Source organism: Streptococcus oralis (genome assembly GCF_023611505.1).
In the GTDB taxonomy this organism is placed as follows: domain Bacteria; phylum Bacillota; class Bacilli; order Lactobacillales; family Streptococcaceae; genus Streptococcus; species Streptococcus oralis_CT.
The window spans coordinates 325,946-342,569 of record NZ_CP097843.1; the positions used below are offsets into that span (position 1 = coordinate 325,946).

Annotated in this window: 13 protein-coding genes and 1 pseudogene; 8 read left to right on the forward strand and 6 right to left on the reverse strand. The window is 42.8% G+C overall.

Going from position 1 to position 16,624, the window contains the following annotated elements:
- Positions 1-64 precede the first annotated feature (64 nt).
- Together M9H69_RS01795 and M9H69_RS01800 are read right to left on the reverse strand one after the other, a co-directional pair.
- Positions 65-6,205, reverse strand: a complete 6,141-nt coding sequence (locus M9H69_RS01795) for an alpha-L-fucosidase (RefSeq protein WP_250315751.1) — start codon at positions 6,203-6,205, stop codon at positions 65-67.
- A 341-nt stretch (positions 6,206-6,546) separates the two neighbouring features.
- Positions 6,547-7,023, reverse strand: a complete 477-nt coding sequence (locus tag M9H69_RS01800; RefSeq protein ID WP_250315752.1) for a glutathione peroxidase — start codon at positions 7,021-7,023, stop codon at positions 6,547-6,549.
- Between the two features lie 201 nt (positions 7,024-7,224).
- Between M9H69_RS01800 and M9H69_RS01805 the strand changes: the two genes are divergently transcribed.
- From M9H69_RS01805 to M9H69_RS01820, 4 genes are read left to right on the forward strand one after another with little or no spacing between them, the layout of a single operon-like run.
- Positions 7,225-7,503 (forward strand): TIGR04197 family type VII secretion effector, encoded by a 279-nt coding sequence (locus tag M9H69_RS01805; RefSeq protein ID WP_250315753.1) that lies wholly within the window; start codon positions 7,225-7,227, stop codon positions 7,501-7,503.
- Positions 7,500-7,859: a hypothetical protein gene (locus M9H69_RS01810; protein WP_250315754.1), complete on the forward strand. Its 360-nt coding sequence runs from the start codon at positions 7,500-7,502 to the stop codon at positions 7,857-7,859. The genes M9H69_RS01805 and M9H69_RS01810 overlap by 4 nt, the downstream gene beginning before the upstream one ends.
- Positions 7,849-9,501: a T7SS effector LXG polymorphic toxin gene (locus tag M9H69_RS01815; RefSeq protein ID WP_250315755.1), complete on the forward strand. Its 1,653-nt coding sequence runs from the start codon at positions 7,849-7,851 to the stop codon at positions 9,499-9,501. The genes M9H69_RS01810 and M9H69_RS01815 overlap by 11 nt, the downstream gene beginning before the upstream one ends.
- 10 nt (positions 9,502-9,511) lie before the next feature.
- Positions 9,512-10,120: a TipC family immunity protein gene (locus M9H69_RS01820; RefSeq protein ID WP_250315756.1), complete on the forward strand. Its 609-nt coding sequence runs from the start codon at positions 9,512-9,514 to the stop codon at positions 10,118-10,120.
- 113 nt (positions 10,121-10,233) lie between these two features.
- On the opposite strand, the gene M9H69_RS01825 is transcribed toward M9H69_RS01820, so the two are convergent.
- The 4 genes and pseudogenes from M9H69_RS01825 to M9H69_RS01840 form a co-directional block, all read right to left on the reverse strand.
- A complete protein-coding gene (locus M9H69_RS01825) occupies positions 10,234-10,773 on the reverse strand; it encodes a DUF3278 domain-containing protein (protein ID WP_250315757.1) in 540 nt (179 codons plus the stop codon).
- Positions 10,774-10,785: 12 nt separating this feature from the next.
- Positions 10,786-11,126: pseudogene (locus tag M9H69_RS01830) on the reverse strand (hypothetical protein).
- A gap of 10 nt (positions 11,127-11,136) precedes the next feature.
- Positions 11,137-11,679 carry a DUF3278 domain-containing protein gene (locus M9H69_RS01835; protein WP_250315758.1) on the reverse strand — a complete coding sequence of 181 codons (543 nt, stop codon included), beginning with the start codon at positions 11,677-11,679 and terminating at the stop codon, positions 11,137-11,139.
- A 15-nt stretch (positions 11,680-11,694) separates the two neighbouring features.
- The gene (locus tag M9H69_RS01840; RefSeq protein ID WP_001082467.1) at positions 11,695-11,889 is read right to left on the reverse strand and encodes a helix-turn-helix transcriptional regulator; all 195 of its coding nucleotides are present in this window, start codon (positions 11,887-11,889) and stop codon (positions 11,695-11,697) included.
- A gap of 163 nt (positions 11,890-12,052) precedes the next feature.
- On the opposite strand from M9H69_RS01840, the gene rsmH reads away from it, so the two are divergent.
- From rsmH to mraY, 4 genes are read left to right on the forward strand one after another with little or no spacing between them, the layout of a single operon-like run.
- A complete protein-coding gene (rsmH, locus tag M9H69_RS01845) occupies positions 12,053-13,003 on the forward strand; it encodes a 16S rRNA (cytosine(1402)-N(4))-methyltransferase RsmH (RefSeq protein WP_000159388.1) in 951 nt (316 codons plus the stop codon).
- Between the two features lie 10 nt (positions 13,004-13,013).
- A complete protein-coding gene (ftsL, locus tag M9H69_RS01850) occupies positions 13,014-13,331 on the forward strand; it encodes a cell division protein FtsL (RefSeq protein ID WP_250315759.1) in 318 nt (105 codons plus the stop codon).
- Between the two features lie 3 nt (positions 13,332-13,334).
- The gene (pbp2X, locus tag M9H69_RS01855; RefSeq protein WP_250315760.1) at positions 13,335-15,590 is read left to right on the forward strand and encodes a penicillin-binding protein PBP2X; all 2,256 of its coding nucleotides are present in this window, start codon (positions 13,335-13,337) and stop codon (positions 15,588-15,590) included.
- 1 nt (position 15,591) lies between these two features.
- Complete coding sequence (gene mraY, locus M9H69_RS01860) at positions 15,592-16,572, forward strand: phospho-N-acetylmuramoyl-pentapeptide-transferase (RefSeq protein ID WP_250315761.1); 981 nt, start codon at positions 15,592-15,594, stop codon at positions 16,570-16,572.
- The last annotated feature ends 52 nt before the right edge of the window (positions 16,573-16,624 follow it).

Consider the following 16,624-nt stretch of genomic DNA (forward strand, 5'->3'; position numbering starts at 1 on the left):
AAGACCAACTGGTCTTCTCAACGGGGGAACTGAATAATTAGAAAGAATCAATCAAAGAGGGTTATTAGTCTTTGAAATTCTTTTGGAAGATGAGGAGAGACAAGATAGAAGTAATGACTGCCAAGAAGAGGAAAGCAGTTGCTTCTTGTTCCCCAGTTGCAGGGAGTTCTCTTTCCTTGTCTTCTTTGACCGTAGCTGTAATAGGAGCTTTTTCATCTTTTGCTGATGAATTATCTGTTACGGCTGGAGTCGGTTTTTCAGTCTCTCTTGGTAGAACATACTCAGGAAGAGTCACAACTGGTGGCGCTTCTGTACCAACTGAGCTTTGTTTGCTACCTACCTCAATCACTCGATCTTGAGCTGGAGTTGCTTCTGTTTGGAGAACCTTGCGATTATCACCGTCCACTTCAACATACTCAACTAAAAGACCGTCTTTTCCTTCTGATAGAACTTGCTCTTTTCCTTTGTCTAATTGTGGGTTTTCGTGACGAATAGTCTTGAACGGTACTACCTTATTGACGATTTCCAAGCTTGGAAGTGTAAAGACAAGGTCTTTAACCCCTTCCTCAGGACTTGAAGAAGTGATTGGTTTCTCAGGTTGAACTGGAGTTTCCGGTTGCGTCGGTTTCTCAGGCTGAACTGGCTTTTCCGGTTGAGCAGGTTTTTCAGGCTCAGCAGGTTTCTCAGGTTCAGCAGGTTTCTCAGGTTGAACTGGTTTTTCAGGCTGAGCTGGAGTTTCCGGTTGCGCTGGGGTTTCAGGTTGAGCTGGTTTCTCAGGTTGAGCAGGTTTTTCCGGTTGCGCCGGTTTTTCAGGCTGAGCAGGTTTTTCAGGCTGAGCTGGAGTTTCCGGTTGAGTTGGTTTTTCAGGTTGAACTGGAGTTTCCGGTTGCGCCGGTTTTTCAGGCTGAGCAGGTTTTTCCGGTTGCGCCGGTTTTTCAGGCTGAGCAGGTTTTTCCGGTTGAGCAGGTTTCTCAGGTTGAACTGGACTTTCCGGTTGCGCTGGGGTTTCAGGTTGTGCTGGTTTCTCAGGTTGAGCAGGTTTCTCAGGTTGAGTCGGATTTTCAGGCTGAGCAGGTTTTTCCGGTTGAGCAGGTTTTTCCGGTTGAACTGGAGTTTCAGGCTGAGCAGGTTTCTCAGGCTGAACTGGTTTTTCAGGCTGAGCAGGTTTTTCAGGCTGAGCTGGAGTTTCCGGTTGAGTTGGTTTTTCAGGTTGCGCCGGTTTTTCAGGCTGAGCTGCTTCGAGCTTGCTGATTTGTTCGAGAGCAGTTTCTAGCGCTTGATTGACTGCTTCCTGAGTCTTAGCTTCTTGGATTGCAGCAATGGCTTGGTCAGCAATTTCTAATAATTTCTTCTTAGCTTCCTTGTTGGATCCAAGCTCACCGACTTTTTTCTCGATGGCTTCTGTCAAGCTAGCCATGGCCTTATTGTATTCGATTTCCGGCTGTTTCGGTTCAGCAGGCTGTTCTGGACTAGGTCCTTCGCCAGGTTTTTGGTAGTTTTCGTCCTTGCTTAGGATATCTTGTAAGGCACTGACCGTTAACATGACTTCTTGAACATCCACAGCATCAGTACTGAGTTGGTTCCTCAATTTTTCTAGATTTGCTTGGAAAGCTTGGCGTGCAGTAGCCGTATTTTTCAAGCCTGCTGAATCAAAGTTTGACAGATCATCTTTCCATTTAGAGATAGACTGGATGATATCTGCCTTGCTATAGAGTTCGCTACCTTCGCCACGAGTGATGAATTGGTCTACCTGAATACCGATATTTCGAGACAAATCGTTTCGATCAGGATCGAGTTGAAGGGTGACTGCGTGCAAGTTTTCGTCCAGACCTTTTAGGCTAACCAGAGTTTGATTGCCTTGGCGTTGGGCTGCACGACCGCTAAAGTATTTCTTACCATCAATAGTCGACGCATTTCCCATGCCATCTTGATAAGGAACTTCTTTGCCATCTAGGAAGACTTTGTAGATACCATGATTTGGATCAACATAGCCCTTGATATCAAGACCAGTACCGTAGAAGTATGCTGTTACGGTTGTCTTTTTCTTTTGCTCATCAGTTAAGCGACCAAAGGAAGCCCAAGACTCCGTCTTTTGGTACTTGTCTGCGGAATTGGTTTCATGGTGCCAGCCAGGACTGTAATCCAACTGACTAGCTTGGTCATCATAACTTGTTTGATCCTTGATCAGCAATTCAGCTTTCATCACTTGGATGGTTGCATCGGTAGCGAAACCGAGCAGGGCACCATCAGAAACAGAAGTGAGCTTGGCTTTAAAGTCAAAGATAGAGTCGGCTTGTTCTGTAAAGTCAATCGTTGGGATGGTCACAGTCTTTTCTGTTTCTCCATCTTCAAAAGTCACATCTTGAGTTGTATCTTGGTAAACTTTACCGTGAACTCCAGTTCCAGGTTCTGTGATGAAGCGAACAGTAGCAGTTCCCTTGCTTCCACCAACACGTTTAATTTTAACAGTGACTGGTTTTCCTTTTTCGACTTCGTAGTTAGTAGATTCGAGTTCAAACATTCCCTTGCTATCATTGTTTAGGGTGTAGATCCCTTCTGTAGCAATTGGTTCGCCTGTTTTATTTACAAGAGTAATAGTGTGTTGGCCTGGTGCTAAATCACCTGTCTCAAAGACTTTTTGGCTGCGTTTACGGCTTGCGTTCTTAGTTTGCACATCCGCAACTTTTTGGCCATCAACGTAGACGGACATTTCTCCATGACCTGGGTCGACTGTAGAGACGACATAGGCCTTGGTTCCTGTGAAGGTATAGCTTACTTTGGCATCTTTTTGATTGGTCCACATAGAAGTACCACGAACACCTTCAGATTCATTGTACCAAGTTGTTCCGGCTGTATCTGCCGTTGTGTTTGAGTGGTATTCAAGTCCAAGAGGGTAGCCATCTGTCTTTTCAATGCTGCTTGGTGTCTTGTAGACTGAGAAGTTGGTCAAGATTGGAGTTGCTTGAGCACCAGTGATGGTTACACGGATTTTTTGTGCCTCTACAGGTTTACCTTGAATCAAGCGACGGTAACCAACAGTTGAACCTTCACCGTAAGTCACCCAGCGACCGTTGATTTCGACTTCAATCTTGAAACCAGAGATACGTTGACCTTTGGCGATGTCTTCTTTGAGTTCGACAACGTCAAAGCGTCTCTTTTGTCCTAAATCGACTGTAAAGCTACCGGTTGTGGCATCATTTGAGAGCGCCCAGCTAGTATCATCTTTACCGTCAGTCAGGTGACTTTCCTTGTAGAGGTGGTTCTGACGAGTAGAACTTGCTGTTACAGTGGCACCTTTCGCAAAGTCAGTCGCATACATTTGGTCTAGAGTTGCCTTGAATTCCTTCAAGCGAGCTACATCTGCATCTGCGAATTTTCCTTCTTTGTTTGGTGGAATATTGAGAAGGAGAGGGGTTCCACGACCAACAGACTTGAAGTAGATGTCCATCAACTCTTTGAGTGATTTCGGCTGTTGATTGTCATGGTAGAACCAACCAGAACGGATCGAAACGTCAGCTTCCCCCACAGAGTACATATCACCATCTGGGTCACCATGGTTGAGGTATTCGTTTTTCACATCGTCTGTGATGTTGGCTCTTTTCACTTTATGCCATACAGGGTCACCTGCGATACCACGTTCATTTCCGATCCAGCGAACGCTTGTCGGTTGAGCAGAGAAGATGGCGATATCTCCTTCAGCTTCTTTGATATATTTGAACCACTCATCAAAAGTATAGGTTACTTTTTGGGCACCGCTACCACGCGCACCGTCCATCCAAACCTCGATAAATTTCCCTTTATTTCCGTATTTTGGATTTCCAAGGATTTCTTTTAGTTGGTTGAGATAGTATTGGTTGTATTCTTTTTCGGTTGCAACATGGTATTTTGGATGATTGGCATCCCATGGTGACAAGTAAACACCCATATTCATGTCATACTTGCTAGCAGACTTGGAAACTTCTTCGAGAAGGTCACCCTTTCCATCTTTCCATGGGCTAGCAGCTACAGTATGATCTGTATACTTAGAAGGGTAAGCAACGAAACCGTCGTGGTGTTTAACAACCATAATGGTTCGTTTGAAGCCTGTTTCCTTCAGAGTGCGAATCCACTGGTCAGTATCCAAGTTGGTTGGATTGAAGTATCGGGGGTCTTCTTTCCCATTTCCCCATTCAGAATTGGTATAAGTGTTCATTCCGTAGTGGATGAAGGCCGCCAATTCTTCCTTGTGGTAATCGAGTTGAGCCTTGCTTGGAAGAGGCCCATGATTGCCAATCTCGGTTTCCTTATCTTCTGGATGAGCTACTGGTGGTGTTGGAGTCGTTGGATTAGCTGTATTAGCGACTGGCTCATATTCAAAGACGACCTCATTCACCCCTTTTTGCTGGATAGTTGCTTCCAAGCTAACTTTTACTGGACGGTAGCCAGCAATGTCTTTTGCATGGAAGGTGTTGACAAAGGAAACGTCATACTCTTGGCCGTCATTGTTATCAACTGTCGCTTCCGCTAGTTCAGTAGTGGTTCCTTTTTGACGGTAGTAAACTTTGAAGGAGCCTTTGTTGACTTTATAGACCACCTTGATGACACGTGTACCGGCAGGCGCTTTGCTGACAACATTGTGCTCTTCAGCCCAAGCATCTTTTAGTTGTTTATTGACTGCTACGCCATCAATGGATACAATTTCGTATTTGTCTTTATTCTTCTGATAGAAGTCCGTTTTCTCGATTTCTGACTTAAAGTTATAGTTGAATTCTGCTCCGACACTCGTCTGTTCGATAAAAGTATCATTATCTTTGACTGGATTTCCTTCTTCATCTTCGTGTTGAATAACCACACGTCCGTATTCAACTCCCTTGGTTAAGGTAGCAATCCCATCTTGGTTGAAGGAATATTCGTTGCTTCCGATAACAGCTGTTTCGTTCCGAAGCATACGCCCCTCATCGGTAAAGTAGTAACGATTTCCGTTATCTCCTTGGTACCAGCCTTTCACACCATATTTGGCAATCATGTCCTTAACCCATTTCAGTTGTTCAGGTGAAAGGACGAGTCCGCCACCAAAGCGATCCTTTTCAGGAACACCATTGTCAACGGTTCCGTGTTGGTGAACACCGAGAACTTTTCCTTGGCTATCTACAATCCCACCACCAGACAAACCAGATACAGAAGTGGTTTGGTAGGTGATACCGGTCGTTCCCTTATCATCATAAGACTCAACAGATCGGATAGTTCCGTCTGCCTTGTAAAGTTGGCCAGCTAGGATAGGCTGTTTTAACTCTTTCGAGCTCGAGTCAGTTGGGTAGCCAATCGTACTAATGGATTCTCCTGGTTGATGCGTCTTGTGATCTGCTAAAGGTGCAAAGGTTGCTGCTTTGTTTGGGCTAGCAATTGGAAGAGGAGTAGGAGCTTCTATAAGAGCAAGGTCGTTTTTATAGCCTTTTCCAAACTCCTTCTTATTCCAGAAATGGATATCCTTTTCTCTAAATAAAACCGTAGTTCCAGAAGATGGAAGTGAGTTTTTCTTTTCGCTGTTTGAACCAACGTTATAGTAGAACTGGGCAGATTTCCCACCACGAATGTGACCTTCGCCAGTTTCTTTATTTGCTTCTAGGAAGTTATGAGCAACAGTAAGGATCAGGTTAGGGGCTACAAAGATACCAGATCCTGAAACGAGGTAACGTTGCTCTCCTGCATTGTAAGTGCTGTAAACCATAGTAGCAGCAGTTGCAGGTTGTCCCTCGTAGTTGATGTGTTTGAGGTCTTGTCCACCGTTAATAATAGCACGGTTTCCATTCTCAGTTTCTTTTGGAGCTTCTTCCTTATCCTTTAGAATGCTCTTAGTTTCTACTTTTGGACTAGCTTTCTGGTCAACGATAGTAGTCGTGTCGAGTCCTTTGACAGGTGTGTCAGGATAGGCACGGTCCTGGATGTCTTCAGGGAGCAAATCAGCATTGCTGGTATCGGCAACAGGTGTTTCTTGTTTTTCAGTCTCTACTCGGCCTTCTTCTTTGACTGGTTCAGCCTTGGTCTGTTCTATATCTGTGACTTGCTCAATCTGTTTGTCAAGATTGGATGTCGTGGCAGGGGAGGTTTCGTCCGCACGCACGGTTCCAGAAGCAAAAAACGCCAGTCCGACGATGACAGAGGCCACACCTACAGTCAACTTCCGAATGCTAAATGTTTGCCCTTTTTCAAAAAGGTATCGATTCATAATATACTCCTAGTTTTTAGAAAGGCAGTCAGCTACTGCCCGAGCCCAAGTCTGACTTGGTTACAACTTGATTTAATGAAAAACTCTCTGATAATTTGTAAGCCACCTTACCTCCTATTTATAAAGCGCTTTCATTTTAAGATAAAAAAATTTAAAAGGTCATTTCTCCCTTAAAATGACTGAAAACTTTTAATATAACAAATATACTAAATTAATGAAAGAATTGCAAGAGCAAAAAGCAAAAAAATAAATATAAATTAAAGAAAATCAGTTACTTTTTAAAGAAAAAACGCATCCTTTTAGAGCTCAAACTAAATGAAAGGATACGTTTTAAAAAGAAATTAGAGTATTTTTTGAAGAGACTCTTGGATGGTTTGGGGGTCTGTTTTGGAAGAGAAGCGCTCAAGGACTTGCCCATCTCGGTCAATGAGAAACTTAGCAAAATTCCATTCGATTCGTTTTCCTAGTGGGCCAGATTTCTGGTCTTTTAGCCAACGATAAAGAGGATCTGCTTCCTTGCCGTTGACCTTGACCTTGGCAAAACGAGGAAAAGTAGTCTGATAGTGTAGGCTACAGAAGTTATTGATTTCTTCTGCGCTGCCGGGTGCTTGTCCCATGAACTGATTGCAAGGGAAATCCAAGATTTCGAAGCCCTGATCTTGATAGCGGTCATAGAGTTCTTGAAGTCCCTGGTACTGGGGCGTTAAACCACATCCAGTAGCAGTGTTGACAATCAAGAGAACCTTGCCACGATAGCTCTCCAGGGGAGTTGCTTGGTTGTTTTGGTTTAAAACGGAAAAATTATATATACTGGTCATGAGGGCCTCTTTTCTTTTTCTACATTGTAACAGTTTTTCTTTTTTTCGTCGAGTTGGATGGGAGAAGTTGTCAAAATAATACACAATTGTACATAAATCAGGACAAAATGATGCTCCTTTTATGAAACATGGTATAATAGGCCTATATAGCTAAATGGAGTGTACCTATCACTAGGGAATCAGAAAAAGGATAAAACAGCCATGTCAACAGTAAAAAGTGATATAAATCTTGCGCAAACATATGCGACTCAGCTTAAAAATGCTTGTCAATCGTTAACAGCGATCGCTGCGGCTAGTCAGGATGACTTAACGACCCTTCAAGGGAATAACAAGGCTCATCAATGTCTGACAAAGGATCAAAATCTAGCTAGTCAGATAACAGCCGCTGTCACCCTAACTTCCGAACGACTTCACTCTGTAGCGAGTGATTTTGAGGCGGTAGATGAGGCTGCTGCAAATAGTTTTAGGAGTAATGCATGAGCAAGCTAGATGAGTTGAAGAAAAGAGAGCGAGAACTCTTGTACCAGCTAGAAGACAATGAAAAAGAGAAGTATCGCACCAAAGAACTGATAGAAACCTTTGAAGGATATGATAGAGCTAGCCACTGTTATCAAAGTGATTTGTGGGAGGCGGCCTATCAGAGCAGATATGCAGGACAGTTGGAAGAAACGCTCCTGCAAAGAAACCAACTTAAAAACCAAATCCTTGAGGACCTCAGCTACCGCATGGATGATTTGAAAAAAGAAAAGTTCCGTTTAGAGGGAGACTTGGATGCGGTTTACTATGAAAGACGCAAGGAACTAGAAAGAGAGGAGGAGACACGTCATGGGCATTGATATGTACTTGGAACAATCACAACTACAAAGTTCGAGTGTAGCGACCATGTGCCAATCACAGGTGGAAGCTTATCAAGACTTGCAATCAGCCATCCAAAAGTTTTCAGAGGATACAGAGAGTCTAAAGGGCGATGCCTATGATTCGGCTAGAAGTTTTTTTGCAAGTGTCTTGCTACCCTTGAGCAAAGGGGGACAACTCTATGCAGAAACCTTCTCTCAAGTCATCAAGAAATTACCAGATGACTACCAAACGATGGTCGACAGCAAGAGTTGGCGTGAGGATGATCTGCTTGATAAGATCCGACAGGAAGACCAAATGATTGCCTATCTAGATGAAGTCAACCAATCCCTTTCGAGCTTGACCATGGATAGTGAAGAAAAGGGGAGATTGAGACGCAGTAATGTGGAACTCATGCGAGGACATCATGCCAATAAACGCGTCTATGAAACAATCTTGAGAAACCTGCGTGCCTATGATAGCTACTCAGGAGGACTGTTCGACGAACTAGACAGTATCGATGTTCAACTGAGTCGTGGACTGGCCCAGATTGAAACGAGTTGGGATGCAAAGACGGGAGTCTTTAAAGTTCCATCTGACTTGACTTGGGCCAACTACCTGTCTGCCTATTCTGACACAAAGGACATAAAACTTAGTCGTCAAGAGAAGGCCTTTGTCCAGACCATGATGGCAGAATACGGCTTTGATGCAGAGACAGCCCAGCAACTCTTGACCATCAAGCAAGGGATAGATAAGAAGTTCCCAACCTCTAGCCAAGAGTTCCGTGACTATATCTTTTTGCGAGTCGTCGGTGCGGCAAACTATAATGATTTTAAGTGGAATGAAACGGCAGGTGGATTGTGGCAATATTTTTATTACGAATTTGTGAGTGATCCGCAGACAGGCCAAAAATTGAGAACTTTAAAACCAATTCTTGAAATTTATCAAGAACTGGGATTGAAAGAAGAAAAGGCCAAAGAACTGTATTATAATCTTAGACTGCAGCATGAGATGTCAAGTGGGGAATCTGATAACATAGAAAAAATTAAGGATGATGATCAAAAAAATGGAACTAACCATTATGATTCCTATAAAAGTACTTATGAAGGGATTTATGGTGATAAGGGTAACTTTGACCAATTTTGGGATAGCAAACTGAAGACCTATTCTAACAATGGAGCGGGCCATGCAGACTTTACCCACCAGTCCATCACTATGGCTACTCATCTTAATCCTAATCAAGTTCAGTTAGCTGATGTCTATGGCGGTAGAGAGAATGTCAAAGATCTTTCTGGATGGGAGGGAGACACGACTAAAAATTCTACGGATATGAAACCAAGCATTGGCGAGGATGATTACAAGGCAGATTTGGACTCGGTCAATCTTATCGGCCGTATGCAGAAGGGACAATCCTATGACCAAGCCACATCTTCTTACTATGCTGACCTTCAAAAAGACTCCTCTCAGAGAGAAAGAGAATTCCTAAAAAATAAGGATTGGGATACAGTCAGAGATACTATTTATGATAGTTTGCGACCAACGGATATTAAGCTAGATGGAGAAGATGCTCTTAAAACATATATTGAAAGAAAATATCCAGGAGTGTCCAAGTTTTTAAATCGTTTAGAAGCTGTGGCAGATTAGGAGAATGATGATGAAAAAAATATTAGCTTTAATAGTGTTGTTCGCACTAATTGTATTATCCTGTTTCTACTTTTTTGTGCGTCAACCTAAAAACATTTTTGATGAAATCTACCAAGAAACGGAGAAAACATATCGGTCAAATAATATTTTAAGAAACATAGATGGGTTTAAAATCAGACCCGATTGGCCTAACGATGGAGAATATTTTGCATACACCCCTTCAGGGAAGTATCAAACTCATCCTGAAGGTTATAAAGACATAAGTATTAGCTTTAATTTTGGAGAAGGTATTAAAGGAATGACGATACGTTTTGAAAAAAGGATTAATTCGGATATTACCCTATGGTATTCAGCACACTATAATATAAAAAAGAAAATTCTCAAAAAAGGGCTTGCGATTTTTGAAGAGCCAAGGCAACCAGGTCAATATCTTGATGATGAAGAAAAAGTAAGAAACTATTTAAAAAAATATAACATAACCAAAGAAGAATTAGAGAAGGACTACGACGAAATCGTCAACCAGAAAGTCTTGAAAGATTGGTGTACCATTTATGACAGCAAGTACTCGCCAAGCAACTATGGTGAGGTCAAGATTGAAACCCAGTGGGAGAATTGGTGACGAGGGTCAGTAGATGTTTTGGAAATTATCCTATGAATTGAAGAGGAAATCCCACCTAGAACGATCTAGGTGGGATTCTTTGCCTATAAAATGAGAAATTAGCGAATCTTGCTCTATTTTTTAACGTGTTCCGATAAAAAGGCGTAGATCATGGTTCCAAAGATGGCACCAATTCCCAAACCCAAGACTAGTAAAGGGAGTATTTTATCGAACTGAGAGAGATTGTCCCAAAAGGTATCGAGGGGAAGATGCTGAACAAAGAGTTTGTGAAAGGCTGATAAGACAAACAAGCCAATTGGAATACTGATGAATACACCCCAACTACGAACTTTGATTTGACTTTTGCTGTAGCTTTTGTGATGAATCTCGGACTGGTCGTCCTTGTCCAAATGTAAGTCGCGAACTGCTAGTCTCGCCCTAGATGAGAGGGCGAAGATAAGTCCAAAATAGAGGTAGGGCATGGCATCTCGAACCAACTCTATGAAGCGTCCAAATAGGAGATAGAACAAGAAGAGTAGGAGAGAGGAGTAAACGATTTGGATCAAGGCACGAGCACCAGCCCTGTAGATTATCTCTTGGCGGCATTCATCAAAGGGGCCTTGTATGTGAAAGAATAGTTTGAGTAAGCGAGTGGTGAAATCTTCTTTTTTCATTGGAGTAATCTTCTAAATCAACTGTTTTTGATCTACTTCTTTAACTACTTGATAAAAGTTATAGAAGTAGGACAAACTTGAGATGATGGTTACGACTAGGAATATTAGAAATTTCCATTGGACAGGGTTGGCTAAAAGTTGTGGAAAGGATATGAGGATAAAACAGAGAGATGCGTTTAGAAGACGTATTTTTTTGATTGGATTTTCTGGAATCTCTGTCCCTTGTTCAATACAGGAAGGAATAAAAGAAAGATAATCAAGAAAGGATGCTCAATATGTCCAGAAAGTAGGAAAAAGGTAACAAAGATACTGATAAAAACATGAATGATCAGTAGTCTAGCTAGTGATTTCATAAGGCACCTCCTAGTCGTCTTCTTGGTCTTTCTTTGCCTTTTGAATGCGAAGAGAGACAACAATTTGCATCATCAGTCCAAAAAAGAACGCTCCCAGTATAGTTTTTAAAATATGTTTTGAATTCAGAAGAGAACTGATGAAATTTGGATTTTCACTGGTTAGGGTATCGATGAGTGGCATTATAAAAAATATCGCTATGCCGTAGATCAGACCGGCTTTTAGACCCGGAAAATGTAGCTGTTTACTTTCTTTTTGACTCAGCATTTCGGGATCAATAGCTGTGATGCCCGTTTTCTTGGTTTGAGAGACCACATAGAGGGCAGCTACCATCGAAATGCCAAACACCACGAGAGGATAAGCGATAGCGACAATTTGCGGGTATTTATAAGCAAGAACGAGCGGGATAAGATTGCCAAATGTCATCAGATAAAAGAGAACGATAAAGACTTGGTTACCGATACGATCAGCTTCGTGTCGTTTGTATTCGTCAAGTGGATCAGAAATGCTGTATATGCGTTTGATAAGTTTGTCAGTGAGAGTTTCTTTTTTCATTTGTTTGCTCCTTTTTTAAAAATCGTCTTCCCAAAAGAGACTATTAAGGTCAGTTTGGAGGCTGCGGGCGAGATTGAGACAGAGTTCCAGGGTTGGATTGTACTTGTCGTTTTCAATCATGTTGATGGTCTGTCTCGAGACACCGATATCTTTGGCGAGATCGAGCTGAGAAATGCCCAGTTCCTTGCGGAATTCTTTGACACGATTCATAGGGTCTCCTTTTTGATATGTCGCATATATTTGACTATATTATATTCTTTTGGAGGTGAGGTGTCAAGTATATATGACATTTTTTGGGGGAATTTTTTTCGAAGAAACTTAGCCTCGTCTGACAAGTGCAAGCTGGTCGGATTTGTGGTAAAATAGATAAGATATGACAAAAGAATTTCATCATGTAACGGTCTTGCTTCATGAAACGATTGATATGCTTGACGTAAAACCTGACGGTATCTACGTTGATGCGACTTTGGGCGGAGCGGGCCATAGCGAATATTTATTAAGTAAATTGAGCGAAAAAGGGCATCTCTATGCCTTTGACCAGGACCAGAATGCCATTGACAATGCGCAAAAACGGTTGGCACCCTATATCGAAAAAGGGATGGTAACCTTTATCAAGGATAACTTCCGTCATTTGCAGGCACGTTTGCAGGAGGCTGGTGTCCAGGAAATTGATGGAATTTGTTATGACTTGGGAGTGTCCAGTCCTCAGCTGGATCAGCGTGAGCGTGGCTTTTCTTATAAAAAAGATGCACCACTGGATATGCGCATGAATCAGGAAGCTAGTCTGACGGCCTATGAGGTGGTCAATCATTATGACTATCATGACTTGGTTCGGATCTTTTTCAAGTATGGCGAAGATAAGTTTTCTAAACAGATTGCCCGCAAGATTGAGCAAGCGCGTGAAGTGAAACCAATCGAGACGACGACTGAGCTGGCAGAGATTATCAAGTCTGCCAAGCCTGCCAAGGAGCTCAAGAAGAAGGGGCACCCTGCCAAGCAGATTTTTCAGGCTATCCGAATCGAAGTCAATGACGAGCTGGGAGCGGCAGATGAGTCCATCCAGCAGGCCATGGACATGCTGGCTCTGGATGGTAGAATCTCAGTCATTACTTTCCATTCTTTGGAAGACCGCTTGACCAAACAACTGTTCAAGGAAGCTTCAACAGTGGAAGTTCCGAAAGGCTTGCCCTTCATTCCAGACGATCTTAAACCTAAGATGGAATTGGTATCCCGTAAGCCAATCTTGCCAAGTGCAGAAGAGCTAGAAGCCAACAACCGTTCGCATTCAGCCAAGTTGCGCGTGGCTAGAAAAATTCACAAGTAAGAGGAAAAACATGGTAGAAAGAATCGAAAAAACAAGCCAGTTATTGCAAACGAAGTTTAAAGGTTTTTCACGTGTGGAAAAGGCCTTCTATGTTTCGATTGCTGCAACAATGATTATCCTGGCAGTTAGCGTTGTGTTTATGCAGACCAAGCTATTACAAGTTCAGAATGAATTGACCAAGGTCAATGCTCAAATCGAAGAAAAGAAAACCGAGCTAGACGATGCCAAGCAAGAGGTCAATGAATTGATTCGTTCAGAACGTTTGAAAGAAATTGCAAACTCTAAGAATTTGCAGCTGAATAACGAAAATATCCGAGCAACGGAGTAAGAAATGAAACAGTGGAAAGAAAAAATCATCCGTTATGCCGTTCGTAATCGCAAATCTCCAGAAGAAAACCGTCGAAGAGTAGGGAAAAGCCTGAGTTTATTGGCTGTCATACTCTTCGCTGTCTTTTTGGTCAACTTTGCGGTCATTATCGGAACGGGTAAAAAATTTGGTAAGGACTTGGTTCAAGAAGCCAAAAAGGTTCACCAAACAACCAAGACGATTCCAGCCAAGCGGGGGACCATTTATGATCGAAATGGGACGCCTATTGCAGAAGATGCGACATCTTATAATATCTATGCTATTATTGACAAGACCTACAAGTCAGCAACAGGCAAAATTCTCTATGTAGAGGATTCTCAATTTAATAAGGTAGCTGAAATTTTCCATAAGTATTTGGATATGGAGGAGTCCTATGTCAAAGAACAGCTTTCTCAGCCAGATCTAAAACAGGTATCCTTTGGTACCAAGGGAAATGGGATTACCTATGCCAATATGATGGCCATTAAAAACGACCTCAAAACTGCTGGTGTCGAGGGAGTTGACTTTACAACCAGCCCTAATCGTAGTTACCCCAATGGTCAGTTTGCTTCTTCCTTTATCGGTTTAGCACAACTCCATGAAAATGAGGATGGCACCAAGAGCTTGATTGGAACATCTGGTTTGGAGAGTTCTTTAAATAGCATTCTGGCAGGTACAGATGGGATTATCACTTATGAGAAGGATCGTCTGGGAAACATCGTTCCGGGTACCGATCAAGCTTCCCAACAAACAGTAGATGGAAAGGATGTCTACACAACCCTTTCTAGTCCCTTGCAATCCTTTATGGAAACCCAGATGGATGCATTCCAGGAAAAGGTAAAAGGCAAGTATATGACGGCTACCTTGGTCAGCGCTAAGACAGGGGAAATTCTGGCTACGACCCAACGGCCGACCTTCAATGCCGATACCAAGGATGGCATCACGAAAGACTTTGTCTGGCGAGACATTCTTTATCAAAGTAACTACGAGCCAGGATCAACTATGAAGGTGATGATGTTGGCCTCAGCTATTGATAACAATACCTTCCCTGGTGGCGAGTACTTTAACAGTAGTGAATTGAAAATAGCTGATGCGACCATTCGAGACTGGGACGTCAATGAAGGATTGACTAGTGGTGGCACCATGACCTTCTCTCAAGGATTTGCCCACTCAAGTAATATCGGGATGACCTTGCTTGAGCAAAAGATGGGAGATGCAACCTGGTTGGACTACCTTAACCGCTTTAAATTTGGGGTACCGACTCGTTTTGGTCTGACAGATGAGTACACAGGTCAATTACCTGCTGATAACATTGTCAATATTGCCATGAGTGCATTTGGACAAGGGATCTCTGTCACCCAGACCCAGATGCTTCGTGCTTTTACAGCTATTGCCAACGATGGGGTTATGTTGGAGCCGAAATTTATCAGTGCCCTCTATGATCCAAATGACCAGTCTGTCCGTAAGTCTCAAAAGGAAATTGTCGGAAATCCTGTGTCAAAAGCAGCAGCGTCCTCTACTCGGGAGCACATGGTCATGGTCGGAACAGATCCTGTCTACGGTACCATGTACAACCACAGCATAGGAAAGCCGAATGTCAATGTTCCAGGTCAGAATGTCGCCCTGAAATCAGGGACTGCTCAGATTGCCGATGAGAAGAATGGGGGTTACCTTACAGGTGAGACCAACTATATCTTCTCTGTTGTGTCGATGCATCCTGCAGAAAATCCTGACTTTATCCTCTATGTGACGGTGCAACAGCCAGTGCATTATTCGGGTGTTCAGCTGGGAGAGTTTGCCAACCCGATCCTTGAGCGAGCCTCTGCTATGAAAGAATCCCTCAATCTTCAGTCAACTGCCAAGAGCTTAGATCAGGTCAGCAAGACGACAAGCTATGCGATGCCAGCTACCAAGGACTTTACTCCGGGTGACCTAGCAGAGGAATTGCGTCGTAACCTTGTCCAACCAATCGTTATCGGAACAGGAACCAAGATCAAGGAGCTCTCGGTTTCTGAAGGAGATAATTTGGAAGCTAATCAGCAGATCTTGATCCTATCTGATAAGGTAGAAGAAATGCCTGATATGTATGGCTGGACAGATGAAAATGTGCAAACATTTGCTAAATGGCTAAATATAGAAGTCGAGTGGGAAGGTAGTGGCAAAACGGTCAAGAAACAAAGTGTCCGTGCCAATACTGCTCTCAAAGACCTTAAAAAAATGAAAATAACTTTAGGAGATTAACATGATTAGTTCCATTAATGCTGGAGTTCTAGCCTTTCTATTGACCTTGATAGGTATTCCAGCCTTTATCCGATTTTATCGAAAAGCGCAGATTACAGGACAGCAGATGCACGAGGATGTCAAGCAACACCAAGCTAAAGCTGGGACTCCAACCATGGGAGGTCTTGTCTTCCTGATCGTTGCAGTAGTAGTGAGCTTCCTTGTCGCTCTCTTTACCCAACAATTGACTAACAATGTAGGCATGATTTTGTTTATCTTGGTTTTGTATGGTTTGGTAGGTTTTTTGGATGATTTTCTCAAAATTTTCCGTAAGATCAACGAAGGATTGAATCCTAAGCAAAAGCTTGCTCTCCAGTTGCTTGGAGGAGTGATTTTCTACCTCTTTTATGAGCGTGGTGGCGACATGCTTTCAGTTTTTGGCTACCAAGTTCATCTGGGTATTTTCTATATCTTCTTTGCCCTTTTCTGGCTAGTTGGCTTTTCAAATGCGGTGAATCTGACTGACGGGATCGACGGCTTAGCAAGTATTTCCGTAGTGATTAGCCTGTCGGCCTACGGTGTGATTGCTTATATGCAAAATCAACTGGATATTCTTCTTGTGATTCTTGCCATGATTGGTGGTTTGCTAGGCTTCTTCGTCTTTAACCACAAACCTGCCAAGGTCTTTATGGGAGATGTGGGAAGTTTGGCTCTTGGTGGAATGCTGGCAGCAATCTCTATGGCGCTCCACCAAGAATGGACCCTTTTGCTGATTGGGATTATCTATGTTTTTGAGACAAGCTCTGTTATGATGCAGGTTACCTACTTCAAATTTAGTGGTGGAAAGCGTATTTTCCGTATGACACCTGTGCATCATCATTTTGAGCTTGGAGGATTCTCAGGCAAGGGCAATCCTTGGAGTGAGTGGAAGGTTGACTTCTTCTTTTGGGGAGTTGGGCTTCTAGCAAGTCTCTTGACCCTAGCCGTTTTATACCTACTATAAAATAACCTTTGATTACAAAATAAAACAGGATGAAGATCACCTTCATCCTGTT